This is a genomic window from Corallococcus terminator (assembly GCF_049194865.1).
GTDB lineage: Bacteria > Myxococcota > Myxococcia > Myxococcales > Myxococcaceae > Myxococcus > Myxococcus terminator_A.
Genome location: NZ_JBLZWL010000067.1, coordinates 12,112 through 34,543, shown reverse-complemented (window position 1 = coordinate 34,543; position 22,432 = coordinate 12,112). Strand labels below are relative to the sequence as shown.

Here is a 22,432-nt window from a genome sequence, read left to right as displayed (position 1 = left end):
GGCGGACGGTCCGGCGCGTTCTCTGGCGCCCATGGGGGAACGCCTGGCGTGCGAAGCCGTCGCGGCGCGGCGCCGTCCGCCCGGACGCGAGCGAAGGGTGCCACTGGCGCGAGGGCGCTGCGAGCTTCCGCGTGGGCCGATGCACGGAAGGGGGCGAGGATGAGGGCTGCGGTGAGGCGGGGGCGCATCCGGGCTGAACCATACCCCGCTCGCCGTCTCCCGCGAGCGGGCCCTGGAGTCTCCCCCCCTTGCTTGGCGGATTCCGGGGTCTGGAGGGGTGTCTTGTGCGGCCTCGCTGCAACTCGAACGGATGAATGCGCCCCGAGTGAATGCGGGTTCAGACAGCCTGGAAAATCGAGCCGACCTGGGATGTACCGTTTTGAGCTTGAGTCATGGAGACCCGGGAGGTGGGTCTGTCCCGGTGGCTTGAGGGGAGGCTCAGGCGGACTTCTTCGCCTCGGCGTCGTCCTGCTCGAAGAGGCTCTCCAGCTCCTTGCGCGCGCGGGCGGCGGCCTCCACGAGCTTCTGCTCGTCGCGGTGGAAGTGGGCCGACTCGCGCAGGAGCTTCTCGTCGTGGTCTCTCAGGCGCTCCATGACGCGGTGGCTCTCGGAGAAGGTGAGGCCCATCGTCTGGAGGATGTCGCCGCCCATCTCGATGCTGCCGGCGAACGTCTCTCGCATGACGTGTTCGATGCCCAGGTCCAGCAGGCGGTAGGCGTGCACGCGGTTGCGGGCGCGGGCGAAGATGGTGAGGTGGGGGAAGTGCTCCTTCACCGTCTGGGCGGTGCGCATGGAGGCCTCGACGTCGTCGATGGCGAGCACGAAGACGCGGGCCTTGTCGGCGCGCGCGGCGCGCAGCAAGTCGAGCCGTGAGGCATCGCCGTAGAACACCTGGCTGCCGAAGCGCTTCATGAAGTCGATGTGCTCGGGGCTGGCGTCGATGGCGGTGAAGGTGATGCGCTTGGCGCGCAGCAGGCGGCCGACGACCTGACCCACGCGGCCGAAGCCGGCGATGATGACGGGGTGGTCCTGTTCGGGGGCGACGTCGTACTCGCGGGCCTGCGTCTTCGCCTGGAAGAGGGGGCGGCCCCAGCGCTCATAAGCGGCGTAGAGCAGCGGGGTGGTGGCCATGGACAGGCCCACGACGACGACGAGCAGGTCCGCCAGCTCCGTGGACATGACGTGGAAGGAGACGGCGAGGGCGAAGAGGACGAAGGCGAACTCGCCGCCCTGGGAGATGACGACGCCCAGGCTGAGTGAGGGCTCGTTCTCCTTGAGGCTGAAGCGGCCCAGGCCGTAGAGGACAGCGCCCTTGAGCGCGACGAGGCCGAGCACCAGGGTGGCGATGAGTCCGGGGCGCTCGATGATGAGGCCCAGATTCACGCTCATGCCCACGGCGATGAAGAACAGGCCGAGCAAGAGGCCCTTGAAGGGCTCGATGTCGGCCTCGAGCTCATGGCGGTACTCGGACTCGGACAGGAGCACGCCGGCGAGGAAGGCGCCCAGGGCCATGGAGAGGCCCACGGCGTGGAGGAGGGCGGCGGTGCCGACGACGACGAAGAGGGCGGTGGCGGTGAAGAGCTCCTGGCTGTGGAAGGACGCGACGGCGCGGAAGAGGGGGCGCAGGAGGAAGCGGCCGGAGAGCACGACGCCGACGAGGACGAGGACGACCTTGAAGCCGGTGTGCCAGCCGGGCTCGGCGGAGGCGGCGTCGGTGTGGCCGAGCAGGGGCAGCAGGGCCAGGAGGGGAATGACGGCCAGGTCCTGGAAGAGGAGGATGCCGAAGGCGAGGCGGCCGTAGCCGGTGGTGAGCTGGTTGCGTTCGGCGAGGAGCTGGAGGGCGAAGGCGGTGGAGGAGAGGGAGAGGCCGAAGCCGGCGATGACGGCGGCGGCGGGGGGCAGTCCGAAGAGGAAGCAGGCTGCGGCGAGCAGTGCGCCGGTGACGAGCACCTGGGCGCCGCCCACGCCGAAGACGGAGCGGCGCAGGCTCCACAGGCGAGAGGGCTGCAGCTCCAGGCCGATGACGAACAGGAGGAGCACGACGCCCAGCTCGGAGAAGTGGAGGACGTTCTCCACGTCGCCGATGAGCTGCGCGCCGGAGGGGCCGATGATGGCACCGGCCACCAGGTAGCCGAGCACCGAGCCCAGGCCGAGCCGCTTGAACAGCGGAACGGACACCACCGCGGCACCCAGGAACACCAGCGCCTGATGCAGGAAGGACATGCCCCGCTTCCTCGCACGGACGGATGTGGCGGGCAATCCAGCGCGGCTGGCTTGTCTGGTGTGGTCGTTTGACTACGAAGGGATTGGGACGCGGCGCGGTTGAAGCCAGACACGCGGAGGGCCGCGCGCTGCAATGGCGGCTCTCTCTCTCTCGACGGGCAGCACTCCCTTGGGTGCCGTGTGTGCACGTTGTCTCAAGCAGGGCTCGCCCGGGGGCTCGTTCTCGCCAAGGCTCACGCGGGTCTCACGCCTTCCGACGCTCGGAGGGGCGACATAGCTTCAGTTGATGCCGGTACGACCTCCCTATATCCACCAGGACGGCTCGGTCGTGATGCACTCCCCCCTGCGCTTGAAACAGGCGGAGCTGTACGGGTTCTTCGTGCGTGGCGAGCTGTCCCGGTTGCAGGCCACCGTCGATGCCACCCTGAACGCCGTGGCCTCCGGGCGGCTGACCCTGAGAGTGATTTCGCCCTATGTGATGCTGACCTTCACCCGCGTCAATCACGCGAACTCCACTCAGCCGGTCGACGAGGCCAAGGGGTGGATCACCGAAGTCGACATCGTGACGTGGATACTGGTGGGCCAGCTGAATCAAGCCGGCAAGGTGATGCACGTCTATTGGTACCCGTGCCACATCTTCGTCGACGACACGATGGCCCTCGTCAATGGTCGCGAGCTGTTCGGATATCCCAAGTACCTCTGTGAGTATGAGATTCCGCGCTCCGATACAGAGCCGCTGCGCTGCTCGGTGTCGGCCAAGGGGTTCCAGTCGTTCTCGCGCGAGACTCCGAGCGCCGCTCATCCGTTGCTGGAGGTGACGGCCACGGCGCCATCCGGTCGACTTCCTCGGGCCACCGGCGCCCTCGGGTTGTTCGATGAGGCCCTCACGCTCCTGTCGGCGCTCCCGGACTTCTTCGACCTGGACAGGTCGGCCTGGGCGGACCTCTTCTCCTTGTTGCGCCATCCGCGCATCGACCAGATCTTCCTCAAGCAGTTCCCGGACAGCGCGGGCATCAAGGCGGTGTATCAGGCGCTGGTGGTGGCTCCGGCGGAAGTCAATCACATCCGAAGCGGCCGATTGCTCACCTACGACTATGAATGCACCCTGCATGCCTTCGACAGCTTTCCGCTGGACAAGACGCTGGGCCTGAAGCTGGGGCCGCAAGAGGCGCTTTTTCCGTTCAACGTCGACTTCGACTTCACCGCCATGCCAGGTGAGGAGCTGGTGGATAACTCCTCCATCGCTCCGGAGAAGATCGCCATTCTTGGCGGCGGCATCGGCTCGATGACGACGGCGTACTACCTGACCGACCAGGCCGGCTGGCGGAACAAGTACGACATCACCGTGTACCAACTTGGCTGGCGGCTGGGGGGCAAGGCCGCCAGTGGACGCAATATCGAGATGGGGGGGCGCGTGGAAGAGCACGGCTTTCACATCTGGTTCGGCTTCTACGCCAACGCGTTCGCGATGATAAAGCAGGCGTATGCCAGCCTGGACAGGCCGGCCGGCTCTCCGCTGGCGACCTGGAGTGACGCGTTCAAGCCACACGACCACCTGGCGCTGGCGGAGGAGGTCGACGGCCGCTGGCGCGGCTGGTCTCTGCTGTTTCCGACCCGGCCGGGCGAGCCGGGGGAGGGGGGCGAAGACGTCACCTGGTTGCAGATGATGGTGGCGATGGTGAAGTGGATTGAGACCTGGATCCACCAGCTTCGCGAAGTCGCCGCGGAGACCGAGCCGTCGCCCGAGGCACCCGAGGCCCGGCACGGCTGGCTGGGACGCGTGGCGGACCGGGCCGGTGAGCTGGGGATGGATGTGATGCTATTGCTTGGCGTGCTGGCGGGCACTGTCGGCGAGCTGGCGCCGGACGGCAAGCGCCTGGACAGGGCCCGGCATCAACTGCTGACGGGGACGCTGGAGCGCCTCCGGTGCTCATTGCATCGACGCTACCGCGGGCGGGTCCACGGCAATGACCAGGTCCGGCATCTGTTGATTGGCCTGGACCTGGGCCTCACCCTGATGAAGGGCCTGTTCGAGGATGGCGTGTACACGCGTGGTTTCGACGCCCTCAACGACATCGATTTCCGGGAGTGGCTCCGCAAGCATGGCGGAGATGAGGAGTTGTCTGTCAATTCGGCGCCGGTGCGCGGCTTGTACAACCTGGTCTTCGCCTATGAGGACGGCGATACCCGCAGACCGAACATCGAAGCAGGCACCTTGCTGCGCTCGATGGCGCGCATCGGTTTGGCCTACAAGGGCGGCATCATGTACAAGATGCAGGCCGGAATGGGCGACACCGTCCTGACGCCGCTGTATCAGGTGTTGAAGCAGCGCGGCGTGAAGTTCAAGTTCTTCCAGCGCGTCGAGGAGCTGGTGCCGGACGGCGACACGATTGGCGTCATCCGGCTGACGGAGCAGGTGAGGTTGGCCGACTCGCGACAGGCTTACGAGCCCCTGGTGACGGTGAAGGACCTGGAGTGTTGGCCGAGCCAGCCGGACTACCGACAGCTCGACCCGGAACAGGCAGCCCTGCTGCAAGAGAAGCAGGTGAACCTGGAGTCATCCTGGAGCAACTGGCCTCGGTTGCATGAGGAGAGGTTCGGCGAGCCCTTGCCGACGACCCTCCTGACGCGAGGCGTGGATTTCGACAGGGTGGTGTTCGGCATCTCGGTCGGCGCGCTGCCGACCCTGTGTCCGCGATTGCTGGAGCTGAGCCCGGCGCTGAAGACCTTGTCGGAGAAGGTCAAGACCGTGTCCACCCAGGCCTGGCAGGTGTGGCTCAAAAAGGGCATCGAGCAGCTCGGCTGGACGTATCTTCCGAGGGGCCAGGGGCCCGTGTTGACGGCTTTCTCGGCGCCCTTTGATACCTGGGCGCTGATGGACCATCTGCTGGTGCGTGAGGCGTGGCCGGTGGGGCACGAGCCGAAGAGCGTGTCGTATTTTTGCGGTTCGCTCCATGTCCCTGAGTACCCGCCCTACAGCGACAGTGATTTCCCGGGACGCTGCGAGGAACGAGCCAGACAAGATGCCCTCCATCAATTGACGCACGATGTGACGGGCTTGTGGCCCGTGGTCGCTCGACCTGGCACCTTCCCGTGGCAATGGCTGGTCGATATCAACGACGCGACCGGGCCCGCCCGCTTCGACAGCCAGTTCTGGCGTGTCAACGTCGACCCGTCCGAGCGGTATGTGATGTCGGTGGTGGGCAGTACGCGCTACCGGCTGGCGACCGACGAGTCCGGGTTCTCCAATCTGTTCCTGACGGGCGATTGGATCAGGACGGGCTTGAACGTCGGTTGTATCGAGGCGGCGGTGATGGCGGGCATGCAGACGTCACGCGCGATGACAGGCCATCCGGCGGTGATTCAAGGCGAGCACGATGCCTGAGCGATGGAGCCACGAGACGCGCGACTAGACGCCAGCGCGGGGAATCTGAATCAAGCGTGGGACGCCGCGATGACATGCGGCGGCCCACGAGTGAGCTCAGGCGCAGGGAACCAGGACTGGGTAATAGACGATGCTCGACTGGGCTCCCGTGGAGTCGACCGCATACACCTTGGGCTTGACGGCTTCTTCTGCGGGGATCGTTTCGGTTGGAACGTAGCAGCCATAGCTATGCTGCGCGGCAAATGGATAGAAGAGCGAGGTGTATATCCTGTGGGTGTCGTAGCGGTACGTCTGCTGCCCCCAGTAGAAGGTGTACGGCGGGACGCCACCGGAAGCAGAGGCGACACAGTCGAGGTGCCCCACCGGAGGCGGAGTACAGGTCAAGGTCACCACGGGGGTCGCCAGGTTCGTCCCCAGGGCCTCGGTCGTGGTGCCCACCTCTTCGGGAATGGACTCGCCCGGGCTCGACTCCAACTCAGGCGCACCACCACAGGCGGTCAGCGACAGGCTTGCTGCAAGGACAGCGACAAGGCTCCGGCGGGGAATCGCAGAGTATGGCATTGTGGGTCCTCCAGGGAGGAAGCGAATATGCCTGACCTCGGTGTCTGGGAACAGTCGAGTCAGGAATGACATGTTGTGGGAACCCCTTGGTCCGTCGTGGGGGCGTTGGTGCAATGCTGGCTGCCCTTCCCATCTGGAATGGGATTCAAGGAGGCGCACATGCAATCCAAGGCGTTTGTCCGGGGGCTCGTGCTCACCGCGGGTCTTCTGTCGGTCGGCTGTGGAGTCGATGTCAACGAGCCTCAAGGCCCGGTGAGTCCCGTGACGGAGGGCGCACCCCTCGTGGAGATGTGTACGGCGAGCTACAGGATTACCTACTACAGTGCCAGCGACCACCGTCAGAAGGTGGCCGTTGCCTTCTGTCGATGCGGACAGGCAGTTCCCGTCATCGAAGATGCGACGCCCTTCTACGAAATCTACAACTTTGTTCCCTGCCCGTGATGGGGTTGTCTTGAATTGAAGCGGCTCGCCCAGGGATTTCCCGGGGCGGGCCGCTGTCCGTCCTGGAGCTTCAGGAAGGCAGCGCGACTCGGTGGAGCCACGGCTCGCAACGCGCTATCGAGTCAGGCCATGAAACGAAAGTGGCTCTATCTCGGCATCGCACTGGGCCTGGTCCTCGCGGTGGCGTGCCTGGGGGTGTACAGGTACCTGCGGGCGCGGACCATCATGGTTCCCCAGTTCTACGATGGCATGGTGCACGAGCCCATCCTGCACACCGGGCCAGGGACGCCAGGGAAGCCGTCCTTCATCTCCGCGACGAGCGAGAGCTGGTACGACGAGCAGGACGGCCATGTCCGGCTCGAGGTGACGCTTTCCTCGGAGGTCGACGCCGCGGGCCATGCCGTGAGGAAGTCCCCGCCAGAGTTCTCCGTCACGCTGATACGCGTGGGCAGGGATGCGGCGTGGAAGCCCTCCCAGTTCTTCCACCTGCTGGCGGATGGCAAGCCCGTGAAGGTGTCCTACTCCGACGGCTCGGCGGAGGACCCCTACTACTTCGAGCGGAGCGTGAAGATTGGCATCGAAGAGAGTCTGTATGGTGACGTGACCGCCGCCGGACTGAAGCAGCTCGGCGAGGCTCGACGCGCCCAGGTCCGGGTCGGCAAGGAGACCAACGACTTGTCTCCACAAACCCAGGCGATGTTGTTGAAACTGCTAGCCGACTGACGCGGCCGGAGCCCGCGCGGTAATCCACCAGCAGGCCGCCGTGAAGCGGACCTCGTTGCCTTGCACGAAGGTCTCGAAGGCCGCGCGCAGTGCGCCGAGGACCCGCGTGCGTGTCGGGTCATCCGCTCCTTGCAGGAACGCGCCCACGGGACCGAGCCGGCTCAAGTAGCGAACCAGGTCCTTCTCCGGGAAGGCGCAGTTCACGTCGATGGGACGGAGTTCGACGTCGCCCCAGCCGCTCTGCTCCAGGAGTCCCTGGACCCGGCTCGGGTCCGCGAAGGCGAACTGCCCCGGTCCGTCCGCTTTCCGAGCGGGAAGGTCCGGCAACAGCGGCGCCGCCGCGCGCTCGGCCGTGGTCATGAACGGATTCTCCGAGGCACCCCGCCAGGCGATGAACCTGACCTCGCCGCCGTCCCTCAGGGCCCCCCGCAGGTTCGTGAACGCCCGGACCGGGTCGTCGAAGAACATCACCCCGAAGCGCGAGATGAGTACGTCGAAGCTCGCGGGCTCGAACGCGTGACTCTGCGGGTCGGCGTGGATGAACCGTGCCGGCGTGCCGTCCTGCTCGGCCCTCGCCCGGGCGACGGCGAGCATCGGGTCCGAGATATCGATGCCGACACAGTGGCCCTTTTCTCCCAGGTGCCGTGCGACCGCGAGCGTGGTGGCGCCAGTGCCACAGCCGATGTCCAGCACCCGGCCTCCGGAGTCCGGGGACACCGCCGCGACGAGCAGGTCCTCGAACGGCTTGAACATCCCATCGAGCACCTCCCGCAGGTCGACCCAGGCATTCCCGGAGGTGCCGTTCCACATCTTCGTCTGCTCGTTCTCGGGCGGCTTCGTGGCGCTCATGGGTGTCTCCTTCGACTTGCCTTCGGGCAGCGGAAGCTCAACTGTGCCAGTTCAAGTCGACTTGAGGTCAAGCGGGTGAGAGACCTGGACATCACGGAGGTGGCGCGGCGGTCCGGCGTTCCCGCCTCGACACTCCGGTTCTACGAGGCCAAGGGGCTGCTGTCCTCCACCGGCAGGCGCGGCCTGCGCCGACTGTTCGCTCCCGACGTATTGGAGCGGCTGGCGCTCATCGCCCTGGGGCGCGCCGCCGGCTTCTCCCTGGAGGACATCGCGCGCATGTTCGCGCCGGACGGGCGGCTGCGCCTGGACCGGAAGCTGCTCTCAACCCGAGCGGACGAACTGGACAGGACGATTCGCGAGCTCGGCGCCCTGCGCGATGGTCTCCGCCACGCCGCCGTCTGCCCCGCGCCCAGCCACCTGGAGTGCCCCACCTTCCGCCGCCTCCTGCGCGCCACCGCACCCGCCGCGCGAAGCAAGCGAACGCCACCGAAAGCGCGGCGTTAGTCCGCACCGTCCGCCCGCCCCCTCGAACGCCCGAGCCACGGGGACGATGCCGAAGCGCTCGTGCCCTTTCACCTTCAGGCGGTGCCCGGGAGGCCCGCATGAGCAAGGACAAGCGCAAGAAGCAGGGTGGCAACGGTAGCGGCGGTGTGAAAGCGGACACGCCGATGAAGACCTATCGTGAGGGAGAGCGCTTCCCGGGCCGCATCGGCCGCACGTACGAGGAATCCGAGCCGGCCTTCCCGATGCCGCCCAAGGCACCCAAGGACGCGCCCAACATCCTCTATGTCATCCTGGACGACGTCGGCTTCGGCTGGTGTGAGCCCTTCGGCGGTATGATTCGCACGCCCACGCTGATGAAGCTGGCGCAGCAGGGCCTGCGCTACACGCACTTCACCACCACGGCGCTGTGCTCGCCCACGCGCTCCTGTCTCGTCACGGGCCGCAACCACCACTCCGTGGGCATGGCCAACATCACCGAGCTGGCCACGGGCTTCCCCGGCTACAACGGTCGTCAGCCGCAGGACAAGGCGGGAGTTCCCGCCATGCTCCATCAACACGGCTACACCAGCTACTGCATCGGCAAGTGGCACAACACGCCCTCGGAGGAGACGACCATCGCCGGGCCGTATGACCGCTGGCCCACGGGCTCCGTCTTCGGCTTCGACCGCTTCTATGGCTTCCTCGGTGGCGACTGCGACCAGTGGGAGCCGAAGCTCTTCCTGGACCGCGAGGCCGTTGACGCGCCGGCCACGCCCGAGGAGGGCTACCACCTGTCCGCGGACCTGGTGGACCGGGCCATGAGCTGGATTTCGCAGCACCACTCGGCGGACCCGGCGAAGCCGTGGCTGACGTGGCTCGCGCTCGGGTGCGCGCACGCGCCCCACCACGTCGCGCCCGAGTGGGCGGACAAGTACAAGGGCCAGTTCGACCTGGGCTGGGACGCCTACCGCGAGAAGGTGCTGGCCCAGCAGAAGAAGCTGGGCATCATCCCCGAGCACTCGAAGCTCGCGCCCATGCTGGAGGGCGTGCAGCAGTGGGACTCGCTCTCCGCCGACGAGAAGCGCCTCTTCGCGCGCATGGCGGAGCTGTACGCCGGCTTCATCGAACACGCCGACGCGCAGCTCGGCCGGCTGAAGGAGTTCCTGGAGCGCACCGGGCAGCTCGACAACACGCTGGTGTTCGTCTTCATCGGCGACAACGGCTCCTCCGGTGAGGGCACGCTGACGGGCCTGTTCAACGAGCAGTCCGTGGCGAACAACGCGCAGGAGACGGTGGCGCAAAACCTGGCGCGCATCGACCAGTTCGGCCAGCCCGGCTCGTACAACCACTACCCGGTGGGCTGGGCCATGGCGGGCAACACGCCGTTCCAGCTCTGCAAGCAATACACGCACTTCGGCGGCGTGCGAAACCCGCTCATCGTCCACTGGCCGCGCGGAATCGAAGCCAAGGGCGAGCTGCGCACGCAGTACCACCACTGCATCGACATCGTCCCGACGATTCTGCAAGCGATTGGCGTGGAGGAGCCCCGCTTCATCAACACGGTGCAGCAGGCGCCCGTCGAGGGCTTCCCGATGAACTACTCGTTCAACGACGCGGAGGCGCCCACCAACCACGCCACCCAGTACTTCGAGATGCTCGGCAACCGGGGCCTGTATCACGATGGCTGGAAGGTCGTGACGTACCACGGGCGCAAGCCGTGGGAGAACAAGGCGAAGTGGAGCTTCGACGAGGACCACTGGGAGCTCTACAACGTCGTCGACGACCCCACCGAGTCGAACGATTTGATGAAGAACAGGGACCGCGCCAACCTGAGCGACCCGATGGTGAAGAAGCTCATCGAGCTGGTGGGCATGTGGTGGGCGGAGGCGGGGCGCTACCAGGTGCTGCCGCTGGATGACCGCTTCCAGATTCGCGCGCTGGGCCGCGCGGGGCTCTACGCGGAGCGCGAGCGCATGACGTATTACGAGGGCGCCGTGCGCATCCAGGAGTTCGCCGGGCCGGACACGAAGAACCGCTCCTGGGAGATGACGGCGGAGGTGGAGGTGCCCGCGGGCGACGCGCGCGGCCCCGTCGTCGCGCTCGGCGGAAGCTCCGCGGGCTTCTCGCTGTACCTCAAGGAAGGGGTGCCGGTGTTCTGCTACAACTTCCCCGGGCCCGAGCTGACGTACCTCCGAGGCAAGGAGGCGCTGAAGCCCGGCAAGCACCTGCTGCGCTACGAGTTCGAGAAGACCGGCCCGGAGCCCTTCGGCGCGGGTGGCACGGGGCGGCTCTTCGTCGACGGGAAGAAGGTGGCGGAGGCGCCGATTCCCCGGACGGTGCCGGTGGGCTACTCGATGGATGAGACCTTCGACGTCGGCTGGGACAAGGGCACGGCGGTGAGCCCCGAGTACCCCTCCAACTCCCGCTTCACCGGCCGCGTCCTGCGCGTGGACTTCGACCTCAAGCCGGACTTCCACCCGGACCACGCGGACCCGACGAAGAAGGCCGAGGCCCGCTTCCAGCACGAGATGATGCGGCAGTAGCGCGCCACCCCGGCCGCGGGAGGACGGGTGTGGCTACTCGTCCTCCTGCTGGCCGAAGAGCAGCCGCAGCAGGGCCAGGTCCTCGGCATGGCCAATCACATACACGTGGTCCCCCTGCTGGAACACGGTGTCCCCCTTGGGCGCGACCAGCTCCTGGCCTCGCACCAGCAGCATCGCGGAGGAGCCCGGGGGGAAGGGCAGGTCCGCCAGCCGCTCGCCCGCCACGGCCGAGGCCTGGTGGATGTAGAACGAGCTGACCTCGCCCTTGAGGAGCTGGGTGGAGGCGATTTCGAGCACGGCCTGGGGCGGCTCGGGCACGTTGGCCGCCAGCCCCAGCTTGCGCGTCACCCACGGCACCGTGGCGCCGGGCACCAGCCCGTTCACCACCACGATGAAGAACACGATGTTGAAGATGTCTCGCGAGCCCTCCGTGCCGGACAGCACCGGGAAGGTGGCCAGGATGATGGGCACCGCGCCGCGCAGCCCCACCCAGCCCGTGTAGATGATCTCCCCCAACGGAAACCGGAAGGGCAGCAGGCACAACAGCGCCGCCAGCGGCCTCGCGACGAAGGCGAGGATGAGGCCCAGGCCCAGGCCCACCCAGGCCACGTCGATGAGGTGGCGCGGATACACCAGCAACCCGAGCACCAGGAACATCAACACCTGGGACAGCCACGCCAGCGCGTCGTGCACGCGCAACAGGCCCGTGCGGTAGCGGATGGTCTCGTTGCCCAGCGCGATTCCGACGATGTACACGGCCAGGAAGCCGCTGCCGTGCAGGAGCGTGGGCAGGCCGAAGGACAGGAGCGCCAGCGCCAGCGTCATCACCGGATACAGCCCCGCCACGCGCAGGCGCAGGCGCTTGAGGAGCAGCCGCGCGCCCCAGCCCATGGCGAGGCCCAGGCCGGCGCCCACCACCATCTCCACCAGCGCCGCCCCCACCAGCTCCCACCCGGGGGCCTTCCCGCTCGCCAGACTCTGCGTCAGGCCGATGGTGAGGATGACGGCCATGGGGTCGTTGAGCCCCGACTCCAGCTCCAGCGTGGTGCCCACCCGCCGCTTCAGGTGCAGCCCGCTGCCTCGCAGCACGGAGAAGACGGCCGCCGCGTCCGTGGAGGAGACGATGGCGCCCAACAGCAGCGCCTGCGTCCACCCGAAGCCGAAGAGGAAGTGCGCCGCCGCGCCCATCAGCGCGGCGGTCACCACCACGCCCACCGTGGCCAGCGCCGCGGCGGGGCGCAGCGCGGAGTGGATGGCGGACAGCGGCGTGTTGAGGCCGCCGTCGAAGAGGATGAGGACCAGCGCCACCGTGCCCAGGCGGAAGGCGAAGCCGTAGTTGTCGAAGGCGATGCCTCCGGGCCCGTCCGAGCCCGCCGCCATGCCCACGCCCAGGAACAGCAGCGCGACGGGGATGCCGAAGCGGCCGGACGCGCGACTGAACAGCACGCTGAGCGCGAGCAACGCGCCGCAGACAGCGAGCAGGAATGCGGTGGGAAGCGGCTCCGTGGTGAGCATGTCCGGGGAGGACTCTACTCGTCCCCGGAGAAACTCAGGCGTCCACGCGCGACGACGTGCGGGTGGAGTGGGTCGCGGAGGACAGGGGCAGCGTGAAGGAGAAGGTGCTGCCCTTGCCCGGCGTGCTCCGGGCCTGGATGCTCCCGCCATGGGCCTCGACGAGCCCCTTGGCGATGGCCAGTCCCAGGCCCGTGCCCCGGCTGGCCGCGTCGCGCGCCTGCCAGTACCGGTCGAAGATGTGCGGCAGCGCCTCCGCGTCGATGCCGGCGCCCGTGTCCCTGACGTGGAAGCACACCTCGCCGTTGCGCACGGCCGCCCCCACGTCCAGGTCTCCCCCCGACGGGGTGAACTTCACCGCGTTGCCCAAAAGATTTCCCATCACCTGGAGCACTCGCGTCCGGTCGCACCGGGTGCGCACGTCCTCGGGCGGGGGCTGGGGGTGCAGGTGCAGCCCCTTGGCCTCCGCCAGGGGGCGGATGGACTCCATCGCCTCCGCGACGAGCTCCGCCACCGAGTGCTCACCCAGCTCCAGCGGCAGTCCGCCCGCCTCCAGCCGACCCCAGTCCAGCAGGTCGGAGATGAGGCGCGACATCCGGTCCGTCGCGTCCTGGATGCGCGTGGCCTGCTTGGTGACGATTTCTCCGCCCGGCCGCGCGCCCGGCCCGCGCAAGAGCAGCGCCGCGCCCAGCTGCACCACGCCCAGCGGGTTCTTCAGGTCGTGGGACACCACGGCCAGCAGGTCCTCGCGCGCCCGCGCGGCCCGGCGCGACTCGCCCACCAGCCGCGCGTTGTCGATGGCCAGACTGGCGCGCAGGCACAGGTCCTCCGCCAGCGCCAGGTCATCCGGTCCATACCGCCGCCCGGAGCCCGAGGAGACGAACGTCACCGCGCCCAGCGTGTTCCCGCGCGCGCGCAGCGGGATGATCATGTACGAGCGCGCCTGGAGCGTACGCAGCAGGGTGGGGTGCGCGGGCTCCGCCGCCGCCGCGCGCAACAGCGAGTCCGTCACCGCGGGCACCAGCTCCGACTCCCCGGTGCGCAGCACGCGCAACAGGCCCACCGGCGCGTCGTCGCGCTTCTCGATTCGCTGGGGCAGCTCGCCCGCGCGCTGCTGCTGCGTCGGGTCCAGGTACGCCACCGCCACGCGGGACACGAACGGGCCCTGCTCCAGCGCGTCCACCAGACACCAGTCCGCCAGGTCCGGCACCGCCAGATGCGCCAGCAGCGTGTACATGCCCTGGGGGTCTGGCGGATGGGTGAACAGTGTCGTCATCGCCTGATACAGGAACGAGCGGCGGCGCTCGGCCTGTTCGACTTCCGCGCGCGCGGCCTGCTCCAGCTCCAGCGCGCGCGAGTACACGGCCTCGGCCTCCGTGAGCGGCCTGGCCGTCACCAGCACGGTGCTGGCGCTGTCCTCGGAGGGCAGCGGCGTGAGCACCAGGGCATGGCGGCGCAGCCCCGCGTCCACCGGCCACGGCAGCTCCACGGTGACGGTGTCGCCGCGAGCCGAGGCCTGGATTCGCGCCGCGTTCAGCCGCGCGGCGTCCTCCACGGGCACCCCCAGCTCGCCCCATTGCCGGCCTTCCAGCCCATCAGGGCCCAGGCCGAAGGCCCGCGCTCCCGACGCGCTGCACGCCAGGATTCGGCCCGTGGCGTCGAGCACGTAGGCCGGGTCGGGAAGCGCCGAGAAGGCGGAGAGGAAGGAGGGCAGGTGGGTACTCATCGAGTTGAAGAGGCTGACGGGATATTGACACCGCTCGCCCCCGAGGCCATTCCGGGCCCGGGGGGCGCCGCTCAAGGATTCACTACCGGATAATGGGGCTCACCCTGGCTGCGTGTCCGCTCGGACGGCGAGCAACACGCGGGAAGGAAGGGCGGCCAGGGAGACGACCTCGTCCGCCAGGCCGGCGTTCACCACGACGCCGGGCATCCCGAAGACGACGGAGGACTCCTCGTCCTGGGCCAGCACCCGGCCCCCCGCCTCTCGCAGCTCCCGCGCCCCCTCCAGGCCATCCTGCCCCATGCCGGTGAGGATGACGGCCAGGGCCTCGGAGCCGTGCGCGCGCGCCACCGAGCGAAACAGCCAGGTCGCGGACGGCCGGAAGCCGTTGACGGGCGCCGCCTTGGAGACCTGCGCCCGGCCGTCCTGGACGCCCAGGTGCCGGTCGTCCGGCGCGAGATAGACGTGCCCTGGCAGGAGCAGCTCTCCCTCCTCCGCCACCCGCACGGGCAGCGGGCCGGCCGTGGCCAGCCAGGACGCCAGGCCCTGCCCGAAGCCGAGCGCGATGTGCTGCACCACCAGCAGCGGCGCGGGGAAGTTCGCGGGCAGCTCCGACAGGAGCCGGAACAGCGCGGCGGGCCCCCCCGTGGACGCGGCCAGGGCCACCACCGCTGTCCGCGACGTCTGCGCGCGGGGGGCGGGCATGGGCGCGGGCATGGCCTGCGGGGTGCTCCGGTCCGGCCAGCGGCGGACGACCTTCACCTCGGCCATGGCCTTGAGGGTGTCGCGCAGGCGGCGGCTGTCCGCGTCGAAGTCCGGAGTCTCCGGGCCCAGGGGCTTCTGGAGCACCGCGAGCGCGCCGGCCCGCAGCGCGGCCATGGACGTCTGGATGTCGCGCTCCACCAGCGTGGAGACGACGACGACGGGCGTGGGCACCTCCGTCATGATGCGACGGGTGGCCTCCAGGCCATCCATGCGCGGCATCTGGATGTCCATCGTCACCAGGTGGGGCCGCAGGCGCTGGGTGAGCTCCACCGCCTCCACCCCGTCCTTGGCTTCTCCCACCACGCTCAGCGCCGGGTCGGCGCGGAGGATTTCCACCAGCAGCCGGCGGGCGGTGGGCGAGTCCTCGGCCACCACGATGCGCAACGGTTCGGTCCTCATAGCAGTCGTCTCAAGGTCTCCAGCAGGCTCGTGGGGTCGAAGGCGCTTTTCACAAGATAGGCACTGGCGCCAGCTTGCAGCCCACGCGCCTTGTCTTCCGGTCGGCCCCGGGCGGTGACGAGCACCACCGGCAGCCGCGCGAAGCGCGGGGAGGCTCGCACGGCCTCGGTGAGGGCGATGCCGTCCATGCGCGGCATCTCCACGTCCAGCACCAGCGCGTCGGCGCCGCCCGCCTGCAGTCGCTCCCAGGCCTCGGCGCCGTCGGCGCAGGGCACCACGTCGTAGCCAGCGCCCTCCAGGATGCTCTGCTCCAGCGCGCGGGTGGTCGGCGAGTCGTCCGCCAGCACCACGCGCCGGCGCGCCCGCTGGGTGGCCGGGACGGGGAACAGCGCCGTGGAAGGCCGCCCTCCCGCCGCCCGCACCAGCGACACGGGGTTGAGCAGGAGCGACAGCCGCCCGTCTGGCAGCACCGCCGCCGCCGACACATGGCGAGCGCGCCGGACGCGAGGACCGAGCGACCGGACGAGCGCCTCCTGCTCTTCCAGCACCTCGTCCACCACCAGCGCGGCCCGCGCGGTGCCGGCCGCGAGCACCACCGCGCCCCGGCGCTGACGCGGGGGACCCGGGGGCAGTCCCAGCACGTCCGCCAGCGAGGCCAGGGGCACCAGCGCGTCCGGGGCCACCCACGTCGGGCGGCCCTCCACGTCGCGCACCTCCTCGGGCGCCAGCCGCACCAGCCGCGCCACGCCTTCGATGGCCAGCGCGAGCGTCTGTCCTCCCGCGGACACCAGCAGCACGCGCAGGGTGCTCAGCGTGAGGGGCACGTCCAGCGTGAAGCGCGCGCCCTGCCCGGGCCAGGTGGCCACCTCCACCGTGCCGCGCATCGCCTCCACCTCCGTGCGCACCACGTCCAGGCCCACGCCTCGGCCGGCCACCTCCGTCACGCGAGTGGAGGTGGACAGGCCGGAGTGGAAGGCGAGGCGCGCGGCGTCCTCGTCGTCCTCGGGCGCGTCGAGTCCCCGGGCCACGGCGCGCGCGCGCAGCGCTTCCAGGTCCAACCCGCGCCCGTCGTCCTCCATCGTCACCTCCACGCGGCTGCCGCGCAGGCGGGCCGACAGCGTGACGCGGCCCTCCTCCGGCTTGCCCGCGCGGACCCGCTCCTCGGGGGTCTCCAGTCCATGGGCCACCGCGTTGCGCACCAGGTGGAGCATGGGCTCGCGCAGGGACTGGAGCAGCGAGCGGTCCAGCTCGAGCGCGCCGCCATTCACCTCCAGCCGCGCCTTCTTCCCCTCGGAGCGGGCCACGTCGCGCGCGGCGCGCTCCAGGCCCTCGCAGCCCTCCATGAAGGGCAGGGTGCGCGCGCGGCGGACCTCGTCGTCCATGCCGGTGGCCACGCCGCTCAAGGTCCGCTGGTCCGCGGCCAGCTCGCGGGCCACGCGCGCCAGCTCCTTCTCGGCCCTGCGCAGCGCGCCCTCGGCCTCCGTGCCCTGCACCGCCTCGCGCATGCGCGCCAGCTCCTCGCGCACGCCCTCCAGTGTCTCCGTGCGTCCCTCCAGCCGCAGCGAGGCCACCCGAAGCTCGCCGCTGCGCGACAGCAGCGCGTCCAGCTTCTGCGCGGACACCCGCACCGGCAACGTTGCCTCCGGCGCGAGGCCGGTGGGCACGTGCTCCGGCGCGGGGGGCTCGCTCGCGCGAGCCGGCTCCGGGGCGGACGTCCTCGCCGTGCGAGGGGGCTCCGAGGTGTGAGTCCTCGCCGCGCGAGCCGCGTCGGAGGCCGCGGCGGGACGAGGCGCCGCCTCGGCCGGGCCCGCCGCGCGCTCCAGGTCCGGCAACAGCTTCTCCAGCGGCGAGCCGGCCAGCTCCTGCTTCGTGGCGAGCCGGCGCCCCGCGTCGTCCAGCGCATCCACGGCGGAGAAGCACAGCTCGTACAGCTCGGGTGCCGCCGTGCGCCCGTCGCGCAGCGGCTCCAGCACCTCCTCCAGCCGGTGGCAGGCCGTCTCCACCAGCATGGCGCTGGCCGCGCGCGCGGCGCCCTTCACGCTGTGCAGGGTGCGCAGCAGCGAGGCCACGCGCTCGGCGGCGCGCGACGTGCCCTGCTCCCGCTCCAGCGCGAGCAGGTCCCGGTTGAGCGAGGCCACGTGCCCCTCGAGCTCCTCGAGGAACGTGGCCAGCAGTGCCTGGGCGAGCCTGTCGCGGTCCATCAGCGCCCGTACTCTTCGAGCAGGTTCTTGAGCTTCTGGCCCATGCCGTTGATGTCCTGCATGGCCCGCTCCGTCTGGCGCGAGGACATCAGGCCCTGCTGCGTGGCCTGGTTGACGTCATGCATCGCCTGGCGAATCTGGGCGATGCCGGTGGCCTGCTGGTTGGCGGAGGCGGCGATTTGCGCGGCGGTGAGCGACGCCTGGGCGAGCAGGTCCGACAGCGTCTGGATGGTGGAGCCCGCCTCGGCGACGATGCGCGTGGTCGTCGCCACGCTCTTGGTGCCCTCCTCGGTGGTCATCACCGCGCCGTGGGTGGCCTTCTGAATCTGGCCCAGAATCTGGCGCACCTGCCCGGTGGCCTTCTTGGACTGGTCCGCCAGCGCCTTCACCTCGGCGGCGACCACGGCGAAGCCCCGGCCGTTCTCCCCGGCGCGGCTGGCCTCGATGGAGGCATTGAGCGCGAGCATGTGCGTCTGCTCTGAGATGTCATTGACGGTGGTGATGATGTCGCCAATGGCCTGCGCCTGCTCGGCGAGGGCGAGGATGCGCGAGGCGATGGACTCCACCTGCTCGCGCACGGTGCCCATGGAGGAGACGGCCTCCTCCACGGAGCGCCGCCCGCTGCGGCCCACCTCCTCGGCGTGACGGGCGGACTCGCTGACGTTGCGCGCGCGGCCGGCGGCCTCCTCGGACGTCTTGGTGATTTCCTCGATGGTGCTCACCGTCTCCGTCACCGCGCTGCCCTGCTCCTGCGCGCCGGCCACCTGCTCCGTGGTGCTGGCCAGGATTTCGGAGCTGGCGCCCGCGAGCTGATTGACGAACTCCGCCACGGTGCGCAGCGTGTGCTCACGCTGCTCGGACTGTCTGGCGATCTGCGCCTCGGACTGCTGGCGGCGCTCGGCCATGGTGTTGAAGGCGCGCGCCAGCTCCGCCGTCTCGTCGCTGCCCCGGATGTCGATGCGCTGGGTGAGGTTGCCCGCGCCGAGCTGCTCCGTGCCCTCCATGAGCCTGCGCAGCGGGACGGTGATGCTGCGGGTGACGACGTAGCTGCCGGCCGAGACGAGGAGCAGGCCCAGGAGGGTGCAGATGCCCAGCACCCACATGATTTGCCGCGCGGCGTCCCGGGCGGCCTCCGAGTGCTCAGTCCAACGCTCCTGCTCCTCCGCGAGCATCTCGTTGATGACGCCGCGAATCTGGTCCATGAGCAGCTTGCCCCGGTTGTTCCGGACGATGGTCAGCGAGCCCTCCAGGCCCTTCTCGCGGCGCTGGCGGATGCCCTCCTCGAGGAGGGCCAGCCGGCCTGTCACGAGCGGCTCCAGGCGCACCATGCGGTTGCGCTGCTCGGGAAAGGGGCCCATCGCGTCGCGCAGCATGGTGATGTCCTGCTGGAGCGAGGAGAGGGACGCCTCGTAGGGCTCCAGGTACGGCTCCTCGCCCGTGAGCAGGAAGCCGCGCTGGCCCGTCTCCGCGTCGACGAGCAGGGCGCGCACCTCGCGGACCAGGCGGAAGTTCTCGTGGGCCTTGAGCAGCCCCTCGGTGGTCTCGTTCAGTTGACGTGCGCCCTGGAAGGCGACGGCCGCCAGGACGAGCAACACCAACAATGACAGTCCGAAGCCGACCGTGATGCGGTTCCCGATGTTCATACGACTCCTTCGTCGGACAAATCGAACACGAGGCGACTGTCACCCAGCAGTGCCTCGCCCTCCAGCATGAGTGTTCCCAGCCTGTCCGCCGCGAACACCAGCTCGTCGGCGGGGCCCGGTGGGGCGGGCAGCAGGTCCTGACTCGACACCAGGGTGACCTCGTGGACTTCCTCGGTGCGCACGCCCAGCTCGGGCCGGTTCGTTCCCAGCACCAGCAGGGGCCCCGAGCTGTCCATCGGGGGGCGGCCGAACAGCGGTGACAGCTCCACCACGGGGAGGACCTCGCCGTGGAGCAGGGTGAGCCCGCGCAACGTCGGCGGCGCGCCGGGCAGCGGCACCACGTCCACGGTGCGGACGACCTCCAGCACGAAGCGGGACTCCAGGGCGTAGGTCTGGCCGGCGGCGCGAAAGCGCACCACCTCGCGCAGGGTGCCCGGGGCGACCTCGGGGGTGGGAGGGCGGCTCAGCGCGCGGGCGCGCTCGTCGAGCAGCGCGGCCTCCTCCTCGGGGGTGAGGGCGCCTTCCGACTCGCGGGAGGCGGCGAGCTCCTCGAGCCGCGCGCGAATCGCTTCCCAGTTCATTCCGTGGGGGCCGGCCATCAGGGGGTCTTGCCTTCAGTCAGGGGGAGCTCCATGCGGAGGCGCTCGTCGCGAGCGGCGCGAGCAAGGTCCCGGGCGAGTTCTCCCTCCGCGAGCGGGACGGGGGCGTCGGGAGGAAGGGCATGACAGAGGACTTCTGCTTCGCGCAGGGCCTTGAGCGCGCCCGCGGTGTCGCCGAGTCGATGCAGCACGCGTCCCAGGACGAGCCACGCCACGGCGAGGGTGGGCTCCAGGTACAGGGCCTGACGGACGGCGCGCTCGGCGTCGGGCAGGCGTCCCTGGCCCAAGAGGAGCAGGGCTTCCAGGTAGCGCAGGCCGGGGACGAGCGGATGGCGGGAGGCGGCCTCGGCGCTGGCGAAGATGGCGGCTTGCGTGTCGAGGTTCGCGATGGCGCGCACGGCGGATGTGGCCGTGTCGGGGTCGGCATCCAGCGCGCCCATGCGAAGCGCGGCCTCGCGCCAGTCACCCCTGTCCAAGGCGCGGCGGGCCGTGGCCAGCTCGGAGGGACTGGGGCCGCGAGGTGGAGTGCCGCGAGCGCCGCCTGAAGCCGCGCTCGTCGAGCCAGAGCCGGGAGCGAAGCCCGGCGTGCTCGTGCCACGTTCGAGCGCCGCGCCCGTTGAGCCCGAGCCTGGAGCGAAGCCCGGCGCGCTCGTGCCACGTTCGAGTGCCGCGCCCGTTGAGCCCGAGCCGGGAGTGAAGCCCGGCGCGCTCGAGCCGGGCACGGAGCCAGTGGCGCCCGAGCCTGGAGCGAAGCCCGGCGCGCTCGTGCCGGGCACGGAGCCAGCGGCGCCCGTACCAGGAGCGAAGCGCGGCGCGCGGGTGGGGTCTCCCCCCGATGTTCCGGTGAAGCGCGAGAGGCCAGCGGCGCCGCTCTCCGTCGAGGTGCGCGCGGTGGCTCCGTGTGAGGTGCCCGCGGCGAACCTGCCCGCCTCCTCGGAGGCCGCACCGCCGACAGGCGACGTCATCCGTCCACGGTCACCGAAAGGTGACGCATCGGGAACGGCCACGAAGGCGCCGGGCGGGAGGCGTCGATAGAGCACACCCCAGTCGGTGAGGACGGGCTCCAGCGGAGCGAGCCCCCCGAGCGGCGGGTCCGAGGGCCCGGTGAAGAGCACGCCTCCTTCACCCAGTGAGGCATGGAGGCGGCGAGCCACGGCCTCGATGGTGGAGCCGTTGAAGTAGATGAGGACGTTGCGACAGAAGATGACGTCCAGCTTCCAGATGCCCGACTCAGGTGACGGCCAGGTATCGAGCGCGAGGTTCAGGTAGCTGAACCGCACGCGCTGCTTCACCTCGGGAGCCAGGACGTACTGGCGACCCTCGGGGCGCAGGTGGACCCGCATCCGTTCGGCCCACGGGCCCCGGAGGGACCACTCGCCATAGTGCGCGCGGCGTGCCCGAGCGAGCGCGGTGCGAGACACATCGGTCCCATACACCGCCATGTGTTCGCCCCAGCCCTCGGTCATCAGCAGGGCCGCCATCGAATAGGGTTCTTCGCCGGAGGAGCAGGCGGCGCTCCACATCTTCACGGTGTAGTCAGGGCCATGCCGTTCCCGAAGCTCGGGCAGCACGACGCGGCGGAGGAACTCGAAGTGGTCGTGGGTGCGGAAGAAGTACGTCTCGCCGATGGTGAGCTCGGTGAGGAGGTCATCCATCGCGGCGGAGTCGGAGGTGATGCGCGCGCGGTACTCGTCGAAGTCACCGAGGCCGGCGCGGGCCATGGCGCGGGAGATGCCTTCCTCGGCGGAGGCGGGGCAGCTCGGCGGTGCCAGGCCGGCGCGCTCCTCGACGAGGGCGAGCACGGCGGGGAAGCCCTCATGGCTCCACGGCCCTTGTCTCACGCACGCTCCGGAGGCGTGGCGAGCGCCGCATCCAACTGCAGCGCCTCCGCTTCGGAGAGGAAGGAGCGCAGGTCATGGACCAGCACCAGTCCATCCTCCAGCTTCGCGGCGCCGGCCACATAGCCCACGCCGGGCAGCGCGCGCGGTGTCTCGTCCCATTCGCCCGGAGCGAGCACTCGCAGGCCCTCGGCGCGGTCCACGCGCAAGGCGACCTGACGCGAGCCCGCCTGGGCGATGATGAGGTGGTCGAACGCGGACAGCGGGCGGACCGGGTGCCGGAAGCGGCGGCGCAGGTCCAGCACGGGGAGCAGCTGGCCGTGCAGGTTGAGCAGGCCCTCCACGACATCGGGGGCGCTTGGCAGGGGTGTCAGGCGCACGGCGCGAATCAGCTCTCGCACGTCCTCCATGGGGAGGCCGTAGCGCTGACCTTCCAGGGTGAACAGCAGGACTTCTCGCGGAGCGGGCGCCATGTAGGAGGGACATAGACGCTGGCCTGCGGGCTGTCGAACACGGCGTGGGCCCCGCATGGCGTCTGTCCACC

General features: G+C 69.7%; 16 protein-coding genes. 5 read left to right on the top strand and 11 right to left on the bottom strand.

Going from position 1 to position 22,432, the window contains the following annotated elements; genetic code table 11:
* Positions 1 to 438 precede the first annotated feature (438 nt).
* Positions 439 to 2,223, bottom strand: a complete 1,785-nt coding sequence (locus ACN469_RS21640; protein ID WP_498770636.1) for a monovalent cation:proton antiporter-2 (CPA2) family protein — start codon at positions 2,221 to 2,223, stop codon at positions 439 to 441.
* 331 nt (positions 2,224 to 2,554) lie between these two features.
* Here ACN469_RS21640 and ACN469_RS21635 point away from each other — a divergent pair, with 331 nt between their 5' ends.
* Positions 2,555 to 5,608: an NAD(P)-binding protein gene (locus ACN469_RS21635; RefSeq protein WP_498770644.1), complete on the top strand. Its 3,054-nt coding sequence runs from the start codon at positions 2,555 to 2,557 to the stop codon at positions 5,606 to 5,608.
* A gap of 96 nt (positions 5,609 to 5,704) precedes the next feature.
* Here the strand turns inward: ACN469_RS21635 and ACN469_RS21630 are convergent, their stop codons facing one another.
* Positions 5,705 to 6,169 (bottom strand): hypothetical protein, encoded by a 465-nt coding sequence (locus tag ACN469_RS21630; protein WP_498770635.1) that lies wholly within the window; start codon positions 6,167 to 6,169, stop codon positions 5,705 to 5,707.
* A 159-nt stretch (positions 6,170 to 6,328) separates the two neighbouring features.
* On the opposite strand from ACN469_RS21630, the gene ACN469_RS21625 reads away from it, so the two are divergent.
* Together ACN469_RS21625 and ACN469_RS21620 are read left to right on the top strand one after the other, a co-directional pair.
* Entirely contained in the window at positions 6,329 to 6,610 is a 282-nt protein-coding gene (locus ACN469_RS21625; RefSeq protein WP_498770634.1) for a hypothetical protein, read from the top strand.
* 129 nt (positions 6,611 to 6,739) lie between these two features.
* A complete protein-coding gene (locus ACN469_RS21620) occupies positions 6,740 to 7,333 on the top strand; it encodes a hypothetical protein (protein ID WP_498770633.1) in 594 nt (197 codons plus the stop codon).
* On the opposite strand, the gene ACN469_RS21615 is transcribed toward ACN469_RS21620, so the two are convergent.
* Positions 7,322 to 8,182, bottom strand: a complete 861-nt coding sequence (locus ACN469_RS21615; protein ID WP_498770632.1) for a class I SAM-dependent methyltransferase — start codon at positions 8,180 to 8,182, stop codon at positions 7,322 to 7,324. The genes ACN469_RS21620 and ACN469_RS21615 overlap by 12 nt on opposite strands.
* Before the next feature lie 75 nt (positions 8,183 to 8,257).
* Between ACN469_RS21615 and ACN469_RS21610 the strand changes: the two genes are divergently transcribed.
* Together ACN469_RS21610 and ACN469_RS21605 are read left to right on the top strand one after the other, a co-directional pair.
* Positions 8,258 to 8,686 (top strand): helix-turn-helix domain-containing protein, encoded by a 429-nt coding sequence (locus ACN469_RS21610; RefSeq protein ID WP_498770631.1) that lies wholly within the window; start codon positions 8,258 to 8,260, stop codon positions 8,684 to 8,686.
* A 98-nt stretch (positions 8,687 to 8,784) separates the two neighbouring features.
* The gene (locus tag ACN469_RS21605) at positions 8,785 to 11,208 is read left to right on the top strand and encodes an arylsulfatase (RefSeq protein WP_498770630.1); all 2,424 of its coding nucleotides are present in this window, start codon (positions 8,785 to 8,787) and stop codon (positions 11,206 to 11,208) included.
* 33 nt (positions 11,209 to 11,241) lie between these two features.
* Here the strand turns inward: ACN469_RS21605 and ACN469_RS21600 are convergent, their stop codons facing one another.
* From ACN469_RS21600 to ACN469_RS21565, 8 genes are all read right to left on the bottom strand, one after another.
* On the bottom strand, positions 11,242 to 12,723 hold the full coding sequence (locus tag ACN469_RS21600; protein WP_498770629.1) for a potassium/proton antiporter: 1,482 nt from the start codon (positions 12,721 to 12,723) through the stop codon (positions 11,242 to 11,244).
* A 34-nt stretch (positions 12,724 to 12,757) separates the two neighbouring features.
* On the bottom strand, positions 12,758 to 14,446 hold the full coding sequence (locus ACN469_RS21595; protein ID WP_498770628.1) for an ATP-binding protein: 1,689 nt from the start codon (positions 14,444 to 14,446) through the stop codon (positions 12,758 to 12,760).
* A 99-nt stretch (positions 14,447 to 14,545) separates the two neighbouring features.
* Positions 14,546 to 15,607: a chemotaxis-specific protein-glutamate methyltransferase CheB gene (gene cheB / locus ACN469_RS21590; RefSeq protein WP_498770627.1), complete on the bottom strand. Its 1,062-nt coding sequence runs from the start codon at positions 15,605 to 15,607 to the stop codon at positions 14,546 to 14,548.
* Entirely contained in the window at positions 15,604 to 17,808 is a 2,205-nt protein-coding gene (locus tag ACN469_RS21585) for a hybrid sensor histidine kinase/response regulator (RefSeq protein ID WP_498770626.1), read from the bottom strand. The genes cheB and ACN469_RS21585 overlap by 4 nt, the downstream gene beginning before the upstream one ends.
* Positions 17,808 to 19,451, bottom strand: coding sequence for a methyl-accepting chemotaxis protein (locus tag ACN469_RS21580; RefSeq protein ID WP_498770625.1), 1,644 nt, complete (start codon positions 19,449 to 19,451; stop codon positions 17,808 to 17,810). Before ACN469_RS21580 ends, ACN469_RS21585 begins: the two co-directional genes overlap by 1 nt.
* Positions 19,448 to 20,050 (bottom strand): chemotaxis protein CheW, encoded by a 603-nt coding sequence (locus tag ACN469_RS21575; RefSeq protein ID WP_498770624.1) that lies wholly within the window; start codon positions 20,048 to 20,050, stop codon positions 19,448 to 19,450. The genes ACN469_RS21580 and ACN469_RS21575 overlap by 4 nt, the downstream gene beginning before the upstream one ends.
* Positions 20,050 to 21,891: a CheR family methyltransferase gene (locus tag ACN469_RS21570; RefSeq protein ID WP_498770623.1), complete on the bottom strand. Its 1,842-nt coding sequence runs from the start codon at positions 21,889 to 21,891 to the stop codon at positions 20,050 to 20,052. The genes ACN469_RS21575 and ACN469_RS21570 overlap by 1 nt, the downstream gene beginning before the upstream one ends.
* Positions 21,888 to 22,361 (bottom strand): chemotaxis protein CheW, encoded by a 474-nt coding sequence (locus tag ACN469_RS21565; protein WP_498770622.1) that lies wholly within the window; start codon positions 22,359 to 22,361, stop codon positions 21,888 to 21,890. The genes ACN469_RS21570 and ACN469_RS21565 overlap by 4 nt, the downstream gene beginning before the upstream one ends.
* Positions 22,362 to 22,432 lie beyond the last annotated feature (71 nt).

Coding starts and splice junctions, on each gene's coding strand:
- ACN469_RS21615 (WP_498770632.1), bottom strand. CDS start 8,182: ATGAGCGCCACGAAGCCGCCCGAGAACGAGCAGACGAAGATGTGGAAC.
- ACN469_RS21625 (WP_498770634.1), top strand. CDS start 6,329: ATGCAATCCAAGGCGTTTGTCCGGGGGCTCGTGCTCACCGCGGGTCTT.
- ACN469_RS21565 (WP_498770622.1), bottom strand. CDS start 22,361: ATGGCGCCCGCTCCGCGAGAAGTCCTGCTGTTCACCCTGGAAGGTCAG.
- ACN469_RS21605 (WP_498770630.1), top strand. CDS start 8,785: ATGAGCAAGGACAAGCGCAAGAAGCAGGGTGGCAACGGTAGCGGCGGT.
- ACN469_RS21640 (WP_498770636.1), bottom strand. CDS start 2,223: ATGTCCTTCCTGCATCAGGCGCTGGTGTTCCTGGGTGCCGCGGTGGTG.
- ACN469_RS21585 (WP_498770626.1), bottom strand. CDS start 17,808: ATGGACCGCGACAGGCTCGCCCAGGCACTGCTGGCCACGTTCCTCGAG.
- ACN469_RS21600 (WP_498770629.1), bottom strand. CDS start 12,723: ATGCTCACCACGGAGCCGCTTCCCACCGCATTCCTGCTCGCTGTCTGC.
- ACN469_RS21580 (WP_498770625.1), bottom strand. CDS start 19,451: ATGAACATCGGGAACCGCATCACGGTCGGCTTCGGACTGTCATTGTTG.
- ACN469_RS21575 (WP_498770624.1), bottom strand. CDS start 20,050: ATGGCCGGCCCCCACGGAATGAACTGGGAAGCGATTCGCGCGCGGCTC.
- cheB (WP_498770627.1), bottom strand. CDS start 15,607: ATGAGGACCGAACCGTTGCGCATCGTGGTGGCCGAGGACTCGCCCACC.
- ACN469_RS21620 (WP_498770633.1), top strand. CDS start 6,740: ATGAAACGAAAGTGGCTCTATCTCGGCATCGCACTGGGCCTGGTCCTC.
- ACN469_RS21595 (WP_498770628.1), bottom strand. CDS start 14,446: ATGAGTACCCACCTGCCCTCCTTCCTCTCCGCCTTCTCGGCGCTTCCC.
- ACN469_RS21630 (WP_498770635.1), bottom strand. CDS start 6,169: ATGCCATACTCTGCGATTCCCCGCCGGAGCCTTGTCGCTGTCCTTGCA.
- ACN469_RS21635 (WP_498770644.1), top strand. CDS start 2,555: ATGCACTCCCCCCTGCGCTTGAAACAGGCGGAGCTGTACGGGTTCTTC.